This is a genomic window from Actinokineospora diospyrosa, from assembly GCF_024171925.1.
Lineage (GTDB): Bacteria > Actinomycetota > Actinomycetes > Mycobacteriales > Pseudonocardiaceae > Actinokineospora > Actinokineospora diospyrosa.
On record NZ_JAMTCO010000010.1, the window covers coordinates 287,069 to 301,386 of the forward strand.

At 69.3% G+C, this 14,318-nt stretch carries 14 protein-coding genes; 5 read left to right on the forward strand and 9 right to left on the reverse strand.

The window, feature by feature from the left end; translation table 11 throughout:
- Positions 1–32 precede the first annotated feature (32 nt).
- Genes LV75_RS21615 through LV75_RS21625 form a run of 3 tightly spaced genes read left to right on the forward strand, consistent with a single transcriptional unit; the run spans position 33 to position 2,381 of the window.
- Positions 33–809, forward strand: coding sequence for an ABC transporter permease (locus LV75_RS21615; protein WP_253888807.1), 777 nt, complete (start codon positions 33–35; stop codon positions 807–809).
- A complete protein-coding gene (locus LV75_RS21620) occupies positions 806–1,606 on the forward strand; it encodes an ABC transporter permease (protein ID WP_253888808.1) in 801 nt (266 codons plus the stop codon). Before LV75_RS21615 ends, LV75_RS21620 begins: the two co-directional genes overlap by 4 nt.
- A gap of 7 nt (positions 1,607–1,613) precedes the next feature.
- Positions 1,614–2,381, forward strand: a complete 768-nt coding sequence (locus tag LV75_RS21625) for an ABC transporter ATP-binding protein (protein WP_253888931.1) — start codon at positions 1,614–1,616, stop codon at positions 2,379–2,381.
- A gap of 56 nt (positions 2,382–2,437) precedes the next feature.
- On the opposite strand, the gene LV75_RS21630 is transcribed toward LV75_RS21625, so the two are convergent.
- Both LV75_RS21630 and LV75_RS21635 read right to left on the reverse strand, forming a co-directional pair.
- Positions 2,438–3,250, reverse strand: a complete 813-nt coding sequence (locus tag LV75_RS21630) for an LppU/SCO3897 family protein (protein WP_253888809.1) — start codon at positions 3,248–3,250, stop codon at positions 2,438–2,440.
- Positions 3,251–3,391: 141 nt separating this feature from the next.
- The gene (locus LV75_RS21635; protein WP_253888810.1) at positions 3,392–3,988 is read right to left on the reverse strand and encodes an LppU/SCO3897 family protein; all 597 of its coding nucleotides are present in this window, start codon (positions 3,986–3,988) and stop codon (positions 3,392–3,394) included.
- 127 nt (positions 3,989–4,115) lie between these two features.
- On the opposite strand from LV75_RS21635, the gene LV75_RS21640 reads away from it, so the two are divergent.
- Positions 4,116–5,771: a DNA repair helicase XPB gene (locus LV75_RS21640; protein ID WP_253888811.1), complete on the forward strand. Its 1,656-nt coding sequence runs from the start codon at positions 4,116–4,118 to the stop codon at positions 5,769–5,771.
- 6 nt (positions 5,772–5,777) lie between these two features.
- Here the strand turns inward: LV75_RS21640 and LV75_RS21645 are convergent, their stop codons facing one another.
- On the reverse strand, positions 5,778–6,581 hold the full coding sequence (locus LV75_RS21645) for a serine hydrolase domain-containing protein (RefSeq protein WP_253888812.1): 804 nt from the start codon (positions 6,579–6,581) through the stop codon (positions 5,778–5,780).
- A 67-nt stretch (positions 6,582–6,648) separates the two neighbouring features.
- On the opposite strand from LV75_RS21645, the gene LV75_RS21650 reads away from it, so the two are divergent.
- Positions 6,649–7,611 (forward strand): o-succinylbenzoate synthase, encoded by a 963-nt coding sequence (locus LV75_RS21650; protein ID WP_308211019.1) that lies wholly within the window; start codon positions 6,649–6,651, stop codon positions 7,609–7,611.
- Here LV75_RS21650 and LV75_RS21655 read toward each other — a convergent pair.
- The 6 genes from LV75_RS21655 to LV75_RS21680 form a co-directional block, all read right to left on the reverse strand.
- Complete coding sequence (locus tag LV75_RS21655; RefSeq protein WP_253888813.1) at positions 7,608–8,738, reverse strand: CapA family protein; 1,131 nt, start codon at positions 8,736–8,738, stop codon at positions 7,608–7,610. The two genes, LV75_RS21650 and LV75_RS21655, sit on opposite strands and share 4 nt — an antisense overlap.
- On the reverse strand, positions 8,735–9,673 hold the full coding sequence (locus LV75_RS21660; RefSeq protein ID WP_253888814.1) for a ribose-phosphate diphosphokinase: 939 nt from the start codon (positions 9,671–9,673) through the stop codon (positions 8,735–8,737). The genes LV75_RS21655 and LV75_RS21660 overlap by 4 nt, the downstream gene beginning before the upstream one ends.
- Positions 9,674–9,767: 94 nt before the next feature.
- A complete protein-coding gene (locus LV75_RS21665; RefSeq protein ID WP_253888815.1) occupies positions 9,768–10,505 on the reverse strand; it encodes an SRPBCC family protein in 738 nt (245 codons plus the stop codon).
- A gap of 11 nt (positions 10,506–10,516) precedes the next feature.
- Positions 10,517–11,371: an FAD binding domain-containing protein gene (locus tag LV75_RS21670; RefSeq protein WP_253888816.1), complete on the reverse strand. Its 855-nt coding sequence runs from the start codon at positions 11,369–11,371 to the stop codon at positions 10,517–10,519.
- Positions 11,368–13,803, reverse strand: a complete 2,436-nt coding sequence (locus LV75_RS21675; RefSeq protein WP_253888817.1) for a xanthine dehydrogenase family protein molybdopterin-binding subunit — start codon at positions 13,801–13,803, stop codon at positions 11,368–11,370. Before LV75_RS21675 ends, LV75_RS21670 begins: the two co-directional genes overlap by 4 nt.
- Positions 13,803–14,294, reverse strand: a complete 492-nt coding sequence (locus LV75_RS21680) for a (2Fe-2S)-binding protein (RefSeq protein WP_253888818.1) — start codon at positions 14,292–14,294, stop codon at positions 13,803–13,805. Before LV75_RS21680 ends, LV75_RS21675 begins: the two co-directional genes overlap by 1 nt.
- Positions 14,295–14,318: the final 24 nt, after the last annotated feature.

Below are 14,318 nucleotides of genomic sequence, written 5' to 3' on the forward strand. Positions count from 1 at the left end.
GGCGGGCCCCCGCCCGGGGGCCTCAACACACCGTGAGTGGAGCTCCACGAGTTCCCGCGAGCCTGATCGGTCTGGCCGGCTTCTTCGCCGTTTGGGAAGTCGCCAGCCGGACCGATCTCGTTCCGGGCTACTACCTGCGTCCGCCGAGCGTGGTGCTGCCGACCATGGTGCGCCTGCTCGGTGACGTCGAGTTCGTCCGGGCGGTGCTGGCCACGCTGGTGGCCACCCTGCTCGCGCTGGTGATCGCGGTCCTGATCGCGGTCCCGGCCGGACTCGTGCTCGGCAGCGTCCCGCCGGTCCGCCGCGCGGTGATGACGCTGGTCGAGTTCCTGCGGCCGATCCCCTCGGTCGCGCTGATCCCGCTGGCCCTGCTGACCTTCGGCACCGGCCCGGACACCAAGGTCACCCTCGCCGTGTACGGCGCGCTGTGGCCGATCCTGTTCAACACCATGTACGCCCTCGACGAGGTCGACCCGCTGCACGTGGAGACGGCGCGCGCGTTCGGCACCTCCCGGCTCGGCCTGCTGCGCCGGGTCGCGCTGCCCAGCGCCGCGCCGTTCGTGCTCACCGGGGTCCGGCTCTCCTTCGCCATCGCGCTCGCGGTGGTGATCAGCACCGAGTTGTTCTCCGGCGGCACCATCGGGCTCGGCCAGGTGGTCAACACCGCCAGCGGCGGCGGGTTCAACATGGACACCGTGCTGGCCGGGACCGTCCTCGCCGGACTGATCGGGTTCGGCGCGAACGCGGGCCTGGAGTGGCTGCACCGCAGGGCGTTCGGCTGGACCCAGCCGCGGGGCGGTGCCGAGTGAACCGGCTGACCAGGACCGCGCAGCGGTGGGTCGTGTTCGTCGTCGCGGTCGGTCTGTGGGAGCTGCTCACCCAGCTCGCGCGCACGGCCGAGGCACCCAAGAGCTTCTTCTTCCCGCCGCCGTCGGAGATCGCGGTCACCGCGGTGGACCTGTGGATCTCCCCCGCGTTCGGCGAGCACATCGTGCCCGGCGTCGGCCGGATGCTGGCGGGCTGGGCGCTGGCCGGGGTGATCGGGATCGCGCTGGGCATCCTGCTCGGCCGCTCCCGCGGCGCGATGGCCTACCTCGGCGCGCTGTTCAACTTCCTGCGCTCGATCCCGCCGCCGCTGCTGGTGCCCTTCTTCGTCGCCGCGGTCGGGACGACGAACATGCAGTTCCCGACGATCGTCTTCGGGGCGATCTGGCCGGTGCTGCTCAACACCGTCGACGGCGCGCGGGGGGTGGACGCGACCAAGGTCGAGACGGCCAGGGTGTTCCGGCTCTCGCGCACGCAGTGGACGCTCGGGGTCGTGCTGCCCTCGGCGCTGCCCAAGATCTTCGCCGGGCTGCGGTTGAGCCTGTCCATCGCGCTGATCCTGATGGTGATCTCCGAGCTGATCGGGTCGGCCAACGGCATCGGCAACCAGCTGGTGCGGGCCCAGCGCGACTACGAGCCCACCGCGATGTGGGCGTGGATCGTGCTGCTCGGCGTGCTCGGCTACCTGTTCAACACCCTGCTGCTGGTGCTCGAGCGGCGCGCGCTTGCCTGGCAACCGCGCCACTCGCTCGAGGCGCAGGCGCTCGCCACCGGAGGCTGACGTGAACATGCTTGAGGTCGACGGGCTCGGCCACACCTACAAGGGCAAAGACGGTCTGCACACCGCGATAGACGGCCTCAACTTCACCGTTGGGGCTGGCGAGCTCGTGTGTGTGGTGGGGCCATCTGGTTGCGGTAAGTCCACCTTGCTCAGGACGATCGCCGGGCTCATCCGGCCCTCTAGGGGCACGGTGAGCCTGCACGGCAACAGGGTCGACGGGGTGCCACCGGATCTCGCAGTGGTGTTCCAGGACTACAGCCGGTCGTTGTTCCCTTGGCTGTCCGTGACCCGCAATGTGGAGTTCCCGCTGCGGTCGCTGTCGCGCACGGAGCGGGAGCAGCGCGCGGCGGAGGCTTTGGCTGCGGTAGGACTGGCGGGAGCTGGCCGTAAGTACCCGTGGCAGCTCTCTGGCGGCATGCAGCAGCGTGTGGCCATCGCACGGGCGTTGGCCTATAGGCCGTCCCTGCTGCTGATGGACGAGCCGTTCGCGTCGGTGGACGCCCAAACCCGGTTCGAACTGGAGGACCTGCTGCTGCGGATCCGCCGCGAGCAGGACACGACCGTCCTTCTGGTCACCCACGACATCGACGAGAGCGTCTACCTGGGAGACCGGGTGCTGGTGCTGTCGAAGTCCCCTGCGACGGTGGTGGCCGATCTGGACGTTCCACTCGGGCCGGTGCGTGACCAGATCACGACGCGGGCGGGTGAGGAGTTCGTGGAGCTGCGGGCGAAGGTGGCGGGGCTGCTTCAGGGTGGGCCGGTGACTGTCCGCTGAGGAACGCGAAGAGGGCCCTACCGGAAGTCCGGTAGGGCCCTCTTGCTGTCTAGGGACTAGCTGGCTGACTTGCCGCAGACCACGAACTTCGGCTCGTTGTAGCGGTAGCCGTCGTTGGTGCCCTCGACCGCGTCGCAGGCGGTGGCTTCGGACTGGCCGTCGACCACGTCGAGGACCTCGAACTCGTGGGAGCCGCAGGTGACCTTCTTGGCGCTGGCGGGCTTGTCGAGGCCGGTCAGGCACTCGCCCTTCTTGACGTTGAGCACCAGGCAGAGCGAGAAGCCGCCGCCACCACCGCGGCGGCTGGTCTCCTCGTACTCGAGGTAGTCGCTGTCGGTCGGGCAGGTGGCGCTGCCGCTGTCGAGCTTCTTGCCGACCTTGAACACCGCTTCCGGGGTGTTGCAGTCGATCTTCTCGACGTCGGCGTCGCTCGAGGAGTCGTTGTTGACCTTGATGCAGTCACCGACCGCGGCGCTGGCCGCGGACTTGTTGAACTGGATGAAGGCGAAGATGCCGACCGCGACGACCAGGACGAGCAGGATGCCGACCCGGATCAGCTTCTTGTTGCTCTTCTTGACCGGCTGGTCGGCCTGCGGCGGGGCGGCCGGGAAGCCGACCGGCTGCTGCCCGTGCGGCGGGGGCGGCGCCTGGCCGAAGCCGGGCTGCGGCGCGCCGGGCGGCGGCGGGGGGAGCTGCTGGCCGCCGGGCGGGGTGCCCGGGCCCTGCGGCGGGTACTGCTGGCCACCGGGCGGGGTGCCCGGGCCCTGCGGCGGGTACTGCTGACCGCCCGGCGGGGTTCCCGGACCCTGCGGGAAGGGCTGACCGCCCTGCGGCGGTGGGAACTGACCCGGCTGCTGCGGGTGGGACATCGTGCACCTCAATGGCGTTGGAAAGCGACAAAGCCGACACCATCCCCCCTTTGGGATACGCTCGGTGCGGCGGTGCAATCTAACCTGTCGCTCAATCGGACGTAACACAAACCCCACAATCGGACCCGGGATTACCGGCAGTCACGATCGGGGCGCGTTCGGTGTCTCCAGGCAGAACACGACCGGCGGTTCCGGGTAGCCCAGCCCGTTGCCATCCGGGCACGGGGAGGGGTCGGAGGTGTTCGACAGCTCCTCGGTCACCCGGATCGCGTCCTGAGCCTCGCACGACCCGACCTTGAACGCCTGGTTCGGGTCGTCGGGCACGTAGCACTTGCCCGCCAGGAAGTTCGGCATCAGGCAGAGCAGGTCCTTGTCGGTGCGCATCTCGCGGTAAGCGCCCTCGGCGCACCCGGTGGCCGAGAGGTCCTTGCGCGCGGCGACCCGGAAGGCGGCTGAATCGCCGCACCCGACGATCTCGACCTTGGCGTCGTCACCGGAGCCGGAGACCGAGGCGCACTCGGCGTTCGCCGGGCCGTCGTCGTCGAGCACGTAGCGGAAGACGACGAACCCGATCCCGGCGATCAGCACCGCGATGATCGCCACCGCCCACAGCGGCAACATCTTGCGCACCGGTCGCCCGGCCGGTTCGACCTTGCCCTCCAGGAAGTCCAACGGCCGCTCGTCGGCCTCGGGCGTGGGCTGCTCGGCCGGGGTTTCCGGCCCTTCCGGCTTGCTCATGCGCTGCCTCTGCGGTGGGGGTGCTGGTGGCCCGTGGACGGTAACGGGCCAGCCCCGCCGGGGGTCGATCCGGTTACCGAACTGTGCCCGGCCCATGCCCGGTCGCCGGGTTTGCGACACTGGACAGGTGACCGACGGCCCGCTGATCGTGCAGTCAGACAAGACCCTGCTGTTGGAGATCGACCACCCCCTGGCGGGGGACGCGCGGACCGCCATCGCGCCCTTCGCGGAACTGGAGCGCGCGCCAGAGCACGTGCACACCTACCGGATCACCCCGCTCGCGCTGTGGAACGCGCGCGCGGCCGGGCACGACGCCGAGCAGGTGGTCGACGCGCTGTCGACCTACTCGCGCTACCCGGTACCGCAACCGCTGCTGATCGACGTGGTCGACACCATGGCCCGGTTCGGTCGGCTGACGCTGCACAACCACCCGGCGCACGGCCTGGTGATGACCTCCATCGACCGCGCGGTGCTGGAGGAGGTGCTGCGCAACAAGAAGATCATCCCGATGCTGGGCGCCCGGATCGACCCGGACAACGTGATCGTGCACCCGAGCGAGCGCGGCCGCCTCAAGCAGGTCCTGCTCAAGGTCGGCTGGCCAGCCGAGGACATGGCGGGCTACGTCGACGGCGAGGCGCACCCGATCACCCTGGTCGAGGACGGCTGGGAGCTGCGCGGCTACCAGCGGATGGCGGCCGAGTCGTTCTGGGCGGGCGGCTCCGGGGTGGTCGTGCTGCCCTGCGGCGCCGGGAAGACGCTGGTCGGCGCGGCGGCGATGGCGCTGGCGCAGGCGACGACGCTGATCCTGGTGACCAACACGGTCGCGGGCAGGCAGTGGAAGCGCGAGCTGATCGCGCGCACGTCGCTGACCGAGGAGGAGATCGGCGAGTACTCCGGCGAGCGCAAGGAGATCCGGCCGATCACCATCGCGACCTACCAGGTGATCACCCGCAAGTCCGGCGGCGAGTACCGGCACCTGGAGCTGTTCGACTCCCGCGACTGGGGCCTGGTGGTCTACGACGAGGTGCACCTGCTGCCCGCGCCGGTGTTCCGGATGACCGCCGACCTGCAGTCGCGGCGGCGGCTGGGGCTGACCGCGACGCTGGTGCGCGAGGACGGCCGGGAGGGCGACGTGTTCTCCCTGATCGGCCCGAAGCGCTACGACGTGCCGTGGCGCGACATCGAGCAGCAGGGCTGGATCGCGCCAGCCGAGTGCACCGAGGTCCGGGTGACGCTGACCGACAACGAGCGGCTGGAGTACGCCACGGCCGAGCCGGACACCCGGTACAAGCTGTGCTCGACGGCCCGGACCAAGATCCCGGTGGTCAAGTCGATCCTGGAGCGGCACCCGGACGAGCCGACGCTGGTGATCGGGGCCTACCTCGACCAGCTCGACGAGCTCGGCGAGGCGCTGAACGCGCCGGTGATCCAGGGCGCGACCAAGAACAAGGAGCGCGAGGAGCTGTTCGACGCGTTCCGCCGGGGCGAGCTGCGCACGCTGGTGGTGTCGAAGGTGGCGAACTTCTCCATCGACCTGCCGGAGGCCTCGGTCGCGGTGCAGGTGTCGGGCACGTTCGGGTCCCGGCAGGAGGAGGCCCAGCGGCTCGGTCGGCTGCTGCGGCCCAAGGGCGACGGCAGGCAGGCGCACTTCTACTCGGTGGTCGCGCGCGACACTTTGGACACCGAGTACGCCGCGCACCGGCAGCGGTTCCTGGCCGAGCAGGGCTACGCCTACCGGATCTGCGACGCCGACGACCTGCTCGGCCCTGCCCTGCCCAGCTGAGACTGCCTAGCTGAGGTCGGCGAGGACGCCGTCGGTGAAGGTGGGCCATGCCTGGATGGCCCACTCACCGAAGGGTCGGTCGGTGAGGGCGACGCAGGCGACGCCCGCGTCCGGGTCGACCCAGAGGAAGGTGCCGGACTGGCCGAAGTGGCCGAAGGTGCGCGGCGAGCTGCGCTGCCCGGTCCAGTGTGGACTCTTGCCGTCGCGGAGCTCGAAGCCGAGGCCCCAGTCGTTGGGCTTCTGCATGCCGTAGCCGGGCAGCACGCCGTTGAGGCCGGGGAAGGCGACGGTGGTGGCCTCGGCGAGGGTCTCTTTAGCGACGAGCGTCGGCGCTTGGAGCTCGGCGGCGAACTTGGTCAGGTCAGCGCAGGTGGACACGGCCCCGGATCCGGCGGGACCGGTCAGTGCGGAGTTGGCCATACCGAGCGGCTCGAAGACGGCCTCGGCTAGGTAGCGGTCGAACGGGATGCCGGTGGCCTCTTGCACTGCCTCGGCTAGGACGCCAAAGCCGGTGTTGGAGTAGATGCGGCGGGCACCGGGCTCGGCCTGCTGGGTGGTCGAGTCGAAGGCGAGGCCGGAGGTGTGCGCGATCAGGTGCCTTACGGTCGCCGGACCAGCGGGTTGGTCCCACTCAAGGGCGCCTTCTTCTACCGCGACCAGGACGGCGTAAGAGGTCAGCGGTTTGGTCACCGAGGCCAGCGGGAACTGGCGGTCTTGGTCGCCGACCGTCCCTAGTACCGCGTCCGCTGTCACCACCGCAGCGGCGGCGTTGTCCACCGGCCACTGCCGCACCACATCCAGGCTGAGCATGCTGTCAACCCTAAGGGGCGTGAGCTTCCCTCAGCGGGCCTACGGGTTGGTCTGCGACGATGCAGGTGTGTTCGCCGAGCAGACGCGTGTCTACGCCATTCCCATGAACACCCGATTCCGCGGCATCACCGTGCGGGAAGGGCTGTTGTTGCGCGGAGACGCGGGCTGGGGGGAGTTCTGCCCGTTCGCCGACTACACCGACACCGAGGCCGTGCCGTGGCTCAACAGCGCCCGGGAAGCGGCCGAACACGGCTGGCCAGAGCCGGTACGCGACCGGATCCCGGTGAACACCACGGTGCCGGTTGTGTCACCGGAACAAGCGCAAGAGATCGTCCGCGCGTCCGGTTGCACTACCGCGAAGGTCAAGGTCGCCGACCCGGGGTCGACGCTGGGCCAGGACGTCGAGCGGGTGGCCGCGGTGCGGGATGCCTTGGGGGCGTCCGGGCAGGTCCGGGTGGACGCGAACGGCGCGTGGGACGTAGATCGCGCTGTGGCGGCCATCACGGCACTGGATCGGGCGGCGGGCGGACTGGAATACGTCGAGCAGCCGTGCCGGACCATCGAGGAACTGGCGGCCGTACGCCGTCGGGTGAACGTCCGCATCGCGGCCGACGAGTCGATCCGGCGCGCGGAGGACCCGCTGCGGGTCGCCGTAGCGGGGGCGGCTGACATCGCGGTGCTCAAGGTCGCGCCGCTCGGCGGGGTCCGTCGAGCCCTCGCCGTGGCGGAGTCGGCAGGCCTACCTTGCGTGGTGTCCTCCGCCCTGGAAACCAGCGTAGGCATCGCGGCTGGCCTGGCCTTGGCTGGAGCACTCCCCACCCTCGACTACGCCTGCGGCCTGGGCACCCTGTCCCTCCTCACAACCGACGCCGTCTCCCGCCCTTTCCGCGCCGTCGACGGCTGGCTACCGGTCCCCCGCACCGCGCCAGCCCCCGACGCCCTCACCGAAGCCGACGACCGCACTCGCGACCGCTGGCTCTCCCGCCTAGGCCGCGTCACAGCCCTTAGCGGCCACCACACCCACCGCTAGGGGCGCTTGAGGCCTGCGGTGGCGGCGCCTCGGCTGAGGACTGTTTCGTCGGTGCGGGTAAGGGCCTCGGTCTTGCGGGTGGCGGCGACCTTGGTGTCGGAGGTTAGGTCGCGGAGGCGGATCGGGGGGCCTAGGTCTGTGAGGATCGGTAGGTACTCGGCGGTGTCGACTGTCCAGCCGGTGGGGGATTTGGTGAAGTGGAAGCGGGCTAGGACGCCTTCTTCGGTGTCGCCCTTGGGGGTTTCGTGGCGGGCGACCATGTTGCCCAAGCCGTAGGTGACCCACTTGTCGTTGATGCGCTCGAAGGGCTGCACGACGTGGGCGTGGTGGCCGATGATCAGGTCGATGGCCGGGTCGGCGAGCAGGGTTTTGGCGGTGCGTTGTTGGTCGGGGCTGGCATCGTGCTTGCCTTCGATGCCCCAGTGCAGGCTGGCGATGACCACCTCGGCGCCTGCCTCCCTCGCCGCGACCGCGGCAGCGCTAACTGCCTCTGGGGTGAGCATGTTCGCCATCCACGGTGACCCTGCCGGGCGGGAGGTGCCCTGGTTGAGGCCGAAGGTGAAGGACAGGAACCCGACCTTCACGCCCGCAACCTCGCGGATCAGGGGGCGGGCTGCCTCGGCGGCCGAGCGGGCCGAGCCGGTGTGGGTGATCTTGGCGGCGTCCAAGGCGTCGAGGGTGCTGGTGACGCCGGTAGGGCCCTGGTCGAGGGTGTGGTTGGACGCGGTGGAGCAGGTGTCGAACCCGGTAGCGACAAGAGCGGTGACGACCTCGGGGGGCGCGCTGAACTTGGGGTAGCCGCGGAAAGGGCCGCTGGCGGCCGCGATCGGTACCTCAAGGTGGCACAAGGCGACGTCGGCAGCTTCCACTGCGGGTTTGATGCCTTCGAGCAGAGGGGCGTAGTCGCGCGTTCCGCCGCCGTCCTCGGTGGCCTGCTCGGTGAGGGCGGGGTGGATGAGGACGTCGCCGCCCGCGATCAAGGTGAAGCCGGACTTGGCTTGCGTGGGTGGGGCGGCAGTTGACGGTGCCGTGGTGACCTGTGGGTCTTCGGGTACCTCACCGACGGTGGGGTTACCGCTGCACGCCGCCAAGAACAGGACACCTACGAGGGCGGGCAGCCGCCTCACGGGGCATCGAAGAGGGCGCTGACGGACTCACCGTTGTGGATCCGGCGCACCGCCTCGGCGAGCGCGGGCGCGACGGACAGGACGGTGAGCTTGTCGGACTGCTCGTGGATCGGGACCGTGTTGGTGCACACGATCTCCACCACCTCCGGCTGGTCGCCGATCCGCTTGAGCGCGCCCGCGGCGAACAGACCGTGCGTGCAGGCCACCCGCACCGAGCGCACGTCGTGCTCGCGCAGCCGGGCGAGCAGTTCGATCACGGTGCTGCCCTTGGCGATCTCGTCGTCGAGCACGATGACGTCGCGACCGTCGACGTCGCCGATCACCGAGGAGATGGCGACCCGGTCGTCGGCGAACCGCTGCTTGGCCCCGGCGGCGACCGGGACCCCGAGCAGCCGGGCGAAGCGGGCGGCTTCCTTGGCGTTGCCCAGGTCGGGCGAGACGACGGTGGTGTTGGACAGGTCGAGGTTGGTGAAGTGGCCCGCGAGCTCGCGCAGGGCGTGCAGGTGGTCGACGGGCACGCTGAAGAACCCGTGCACCTGCGGCGAGTGCAGCGTCATGGTCAGCACCCGGTCGGCTCCGGCGGCGACCATCAGGTCGGCGACCAACCGGCCGCCGATGGAGATCCGCGGCGCGTCCTTCTTGTCCGAGCGCGCGTACGCGTAGTGCGGCAGCACGACGGTGGTGCGCCCGGCCGACGCGCCCCGCGCGGCGTCGAGCATCAGCAGCAGCTCAACCAGGTTCTCCTGCACCGGCTGCACGAGCGGCTGGATGAGGAACACGTCGCGCTCGCGGCAGTTGGCCTGCAACTGCACCTCGAGGCAGTCGTTGGCGAAGCGCTGGACCCGCACCGGGTGCAGTGGTACCCCGAGGTGCTCGGAGATCTCCTTCGCCAGCGCCGGATGCGCACTCCCACCGAACAACGCGATGTCCCGCACACGCACTCCCGTTGACCAGGCCCGATCCGCAGCGGTCGCTGCGACCCAACCCTAGTGGCCCCCGGTCGCGCCTCCGATCAGGAGGGCGGCACCCTCAACGGCGCCCCCTTCGAACGAGTAGGACGACCACGAGCGCCACCAGAGCCACGACTACTGGCAAAGCGCGCTTAGCGACTGACTTGCCCGCGTACTCGAGCAAGTCGACCGGTTCCGCCTCCTCAACCCGAGGCGGCTCCGGTGTGGGTGGCTTGACCTGTTCCGGTTGTTGAGGTTCTGGCTCGGATCCGGCAGGTTCGGGGTCAGCGGAGTCGAGGTCAGCGGAGTCGGGCTCGGCCGGATCCTCGGCGAGTGGCTCCGCGGCTGGGGGTTCCACAGCGGGCGGCTCCGCGGCGGGGGCGAGTTTATCGGCCAGGCAGGTGGCGAAGGTGTCGAGGATCTTGCCGCCCACCTCGACTATCAGCCCCCTGCCGAACTGGGCCGGTTTGCCGGTGATCGCCAAGTCGGTGTGGACGGTGCCGGTGGTCGTGGCGCCGTCTTCGGCCAGGGTGACGGTCACCGTGGCGGCGGCGGTGCCGTTGCCCCTGGAGTCCTTGCCGGTGGCCTTGATCACGAGCTTGCCCGCTTGTTCGTCGCGGTCGAGGAAGCGGCCGTTCCCCTTGTAGAGCAAGGAGATGGGGCCGAGCTTGACCTTGACCGTCCCGGTGAAGCTGTCGCCGTCGACTTCGGTCAGGGTGGCGCCCGGCATGCACGGCGCCACCCGCTGCGGGTCGAGCAGGGCCGTCCAGACCACGGCTAGCGGGGCCGAGACGGTGAACTGGTGCTCCAACTGCACGGCATGACCTCCTAGACGCCCGCCGCGGCGGTTACGGCCCGCGAGGTGAGGACGCGGGCAAGGTGTTCGCGGTAGGCGGTGTCGGCGTTGCTGTCCTCGGTCGCGCTGGTGCCATCCGCGGCGTGTGCCGCAGCAGCCTTGATGGCCTCGACAGTGGCTGGTTGCCCAACCAGCGCCTCTTCAACCGCGCGAGCCCGCACGGGAACCGAGGACATGTTGGTCAGTCCGACCCTGGCCTCGGCGATCACCCCACCTTCGGTGCGCACGGCAGCGGCAACGGCAACGATTGACCATGCCTGGGCGACTCGGTTGAACTTCTCGTAGTGCGCGCCCCAGCCGGTGTGTTTCGGTACGCGTACCGCGACGAGAATCTCGTCCTGGCGCAGCGCGGTGGTGAAGTAGTCGACGAAGAAGTCGGATGCGGCGACTGTGCGTTCGCCTTCTAGCCCGTGCAGCACCAGTTCCGCCTCTAGGGCCAAGACTGGCGCGAGTAGGTCTCCTGCGGGGTCGGCGTGCGCGATGGCCCCGCCGAAGGTGCCGCGGTGGCGGACCTGCGGGTCGGCGACGGTGTCAGTGGCGACCTTGAGCAGCAGCGCGTGGTCGCGCACAGCGGGATCGCGCTGGACCTCGTAGTGCGTGGTGGTCGACCCGATGACCAGGGCGTCGCCGTCGTCGCGGATGCCGCGCAGCTCGGGGATCCGGCCGATGTCCACCAGGGTGGTGGGCGCGGCGAGCCGCATGCGCAGGACCGGGATCAGGCTCTGGCCGCCCGCGATGACCTTCGCGTCGTCGCCCGCGTCGGCGAGGGCGCGCACCGCCTCGTCCACTGTGGATGGAGCGGTGTAGTCGAACGCCGCTGGGATCACGCCGCACCTCCGCTGGTGTCGATCGAGCCGAGGCCGCCGCCCGCCTCGCCGCCGAGGCCGCCCGCGTCGGTGGGGCCGCCGTTGATCGCCGTCCACACGCGCATCGGCGTGCACGGCATCTGGATGTCGTTGACCCCGAAGTGGCGCACCGCGTCCACAACGGCGTTGACCACGGCTGGGGTGGAGGCGATGGTGCCCGCCTCGCCGACGCCCTTGACGCCAAGCTGGTTGGTGGTCGATGGCGTCTCGGTGCGATCTGTGTCGAAGTGCGGTAGGTCTACCGCAGACGGGACGAGGTAATCGGCCAGCGTGCCCGTCGTCAGAGTGCCGCTCTCATCATGAACGGCCTCTTCATAGAGGGCCTGCGCGAGACCTTGCGCAAGGCCACCGTGTACCTGGCCTTCCACAATGATCGGGTTCACCACTACGCCGACGTCGTCGACGCAGACGTACTTGCGGATCTTCACGAACCCGGTCTCGGTGTCGACATCTACCGCGCACAGGTGGGTGCCGTGCGGGAACGAGAAGTTCTCCGGGTCGAAGGTGGCTTCAGAGTCCAGCGATGGCTCTACCCCGTCTGGCAGGTCATGCGCGGCGAAGACCGCCAGGGCGACATCCGTGAGCCCGGTTGAGCGGTCGGTGCCCTTGACGGTGAACCTGCCGCCGGAGAACTCGAGGTCGCTTTCCGCGCACTCCATTGTGTGCGCGGCGATCCGGCGTGCCTTGCGGATGACCTTCTCCCCCGCTTTAAGCACCGCCATAGCGCCAACAGTGAGCGAGCGAGATCCGTAGGTGTCGAGTCCTCTTGGTGAGGTCTGGGTATCACCGTGCAGGACCTCGACATCCTCGAACGGCACGCCCAGCTGGTCGGCGACGATCTGGCTCCAAGCCGTCTCGTGGCCCTGCCCGTGCGCGGACGACCCGGTGACGACCTCGACCTTTCCGCTGGGCAGCATCCGGACGGCTGCATGCTCCCAACCACCCGCGCCATAGGACAGCGACCCGAGCACTCGCGAAGGGGCCAGCCCGCACATCTCGGTGAACGTCGAGGTGCCGATCCCCAACTGCACCACGTCGCCGCGTTCGCGGCGTTCCCGCTGCTCCGCGCGCAACGCGTCGTACCCGAACATCTCCTTGGCCTTGGCGGTGGCGGCCTCGTAGTTGCCCGTGTCGTACTCCAGGCCGCAGACGGTGGTGAACGGGAACTCGTCGTGCTTGATCCAGTTCTGCTCGCGCAGCTCGATCGGGTCTCGGCCGAGTTCGGCGGCCAACTCGTCCATCAACCGCTCGATGGCGTAGGTGGCTTCCGGCCTACCCGCGCCCCGGTAGGCGTCTGTGGGGGTCTTGTTGGTGAAGACGTTGGTACAGGCGAACCGGTACGCCGGGAACTTGTAGATGGCGTTGAACATGAACGCACCCAGGATCGGTACGCCAGGCGTGACCAACCGAAGATAAGCGCCCATGTCGGCGAGTAGGTCCACCTTGAGGCCGGTGACCGTACCGTCGCGGCGAGCGGCAAGGGTGAGCTTCTGGATCTGGTCGCGACCGTGGTGGGCCGATAGCAGCGACTCCGAACGGGACTCGGTCCACTTCACCGGCTTGCCGAGCCGGGTCGCGACCACGAGGGAGACAACCTCTTCTGGCGTGACCTGGAGCTTGCCGCCGAACCCGCCGCCGACGTCAGGGGCGATGACGCGCAGCTTGTGCTCGGGAATGCCGGTGGTCAGCGCCAGCATCAACCGCAAGATGTGCGGAATCTGCGTGGCAGACCAGACAGTGGTCTGTTCGCCGGTGGGGTCGACGAGCACCGAGCGCGGCTCCATGAACGCCGGGATGAGCCGCTGTTGGCGATAGGTGCGCTCGATGAGCACTTCCGCTTCGGCGATGGCCTGTTCGACATCGCTGCCGGTGCCCGCCTCCGCGGAGTCGAACACCCAATGCGCCGACTTGTTGGTGCCCAAGTCCGCGTGGACGAGATCAGCGCCGTCGGCGACCGCGGCCGTCATGTCGAGCACGACCGGAAGGTCCTCGTACTCGACTTCAATTGCCTCTAGGGCGTCGTGCGCTTCAGCGTTGCCTCGGGCTACTACGACAGCCACTGCCTCGCCAGCGAAGTTGACCTGGTCTACAGCTAGCGACGGCGCGGCAGGGGCTTTCTGGTCTGGAGTGATCGGCCACGCGCAGGGAAGACTGCCTTGAGCCTCCGCGAGATCGCGTCCCGTGAAGATCGCGATGACGCCAGGTTTGCGCCGGGCATCCTCCACGTCGATAGAGGTGATTTTGGCGTGCGCGACCGGGCTGCGCAGGAAGGCGAGGTGAAGCAGCCCGGGGACGGTGAGGTTGTCTGTCCAACGGGTACGACCGGTGATCAGCCGCGCGTCTTCCTTGCGCAGCCTTGCCTTGCCGACCTCGGGTTCTATGGTCGCGGTCATCACTGGCCCCCAACCGGCTGCTGAGATCCGGGCTTGAGCTTCTGCGCCGCGTCTTGCACTGCCCGCACGATGTTCTGGTAGCCGGTGCAGCGGCAGAGGTTGCCCTCCAAGCCGTGCCGGACGGTGTCCTCGTCCGGATCGGGGTGGTCGGCGAGGAGGTCGATCGACTGCATGATCATCCCCGGCGTGCAGAAGCCGCACTGCAGGGCGTGGTTGTCGTGGAAGGCCTGCTGGACCGGGTGCAGCTCGCCGTCGCGGGCGAGGCCCTCGATGGTGGTGACCTCGGCGCCGTCGACCTGCACGGCGAGCACCGAGCACGACTTCACGCTCTGCCCGTTCAGGTGCACCGTGCACGAGCCGCAGTTGCTCGTGTCGCAGCCGACGACGGTCCCGGTCTTGCCGATGGTCTCGCGCAGGTAGTGGACCAGCAGCTTTCGCGGTTCCACCTCATCGGTGTAGGTGGTCCCGTCGACGGTGACGGTGATGCGCATCCTGCCTCCCAGCGGTGGCGTGGT

What these genes read in the sequence shown, in the direction of transcription:
- LV75_RS21625 (WP_253888931.1), top strand. Translation starts at nt 1,614, where the DNA reads ATGCTTGAGGTCGACGGGCTCGGCCACACCTACAAGGGCAAAGACGGT.
- LV75_RS21630 (WP_253888809.1), bottom strand. Translation starts at nt 3,250, where the DNA reads ATGTCCCACCCGCAGCAGCCGGGTCAGTTCCCACCGCCGCAGGGCGGT.
- LV75_RS21635 (WP_253888810.1), bottom strand. Translation starts at nt 3,988, where the DNA reads ATGAGCAAGCCGGAAGGGCCGGAAACCCCGGCCGAGCAGCCCACGCCC.
- LV75_RS21645 (WP_253888812.1), bottom strand. Translation starts at nt 6,581, where the DNA reads ATGCTCAGCCTGGATGTGGTGCGGCAGTGGCCGGTGGACAACGCCGCC.
- LV75_RS21675 (WP_253888817.1), bottom strand. Translation starts at nt 13,803, where the DNA reads ATGACCGCGACCATAGAACCCGAGGTCGGCAAGGCAAGGCTGCGCAAG.
- LV75_RS21680 (WP_253888818.1), bottom strand. Translation starts at nt 14,294, where the DNA reads ATGCGCATCACCGTCACCGTCGACGGGACCACCTACACCGATGAGGTG.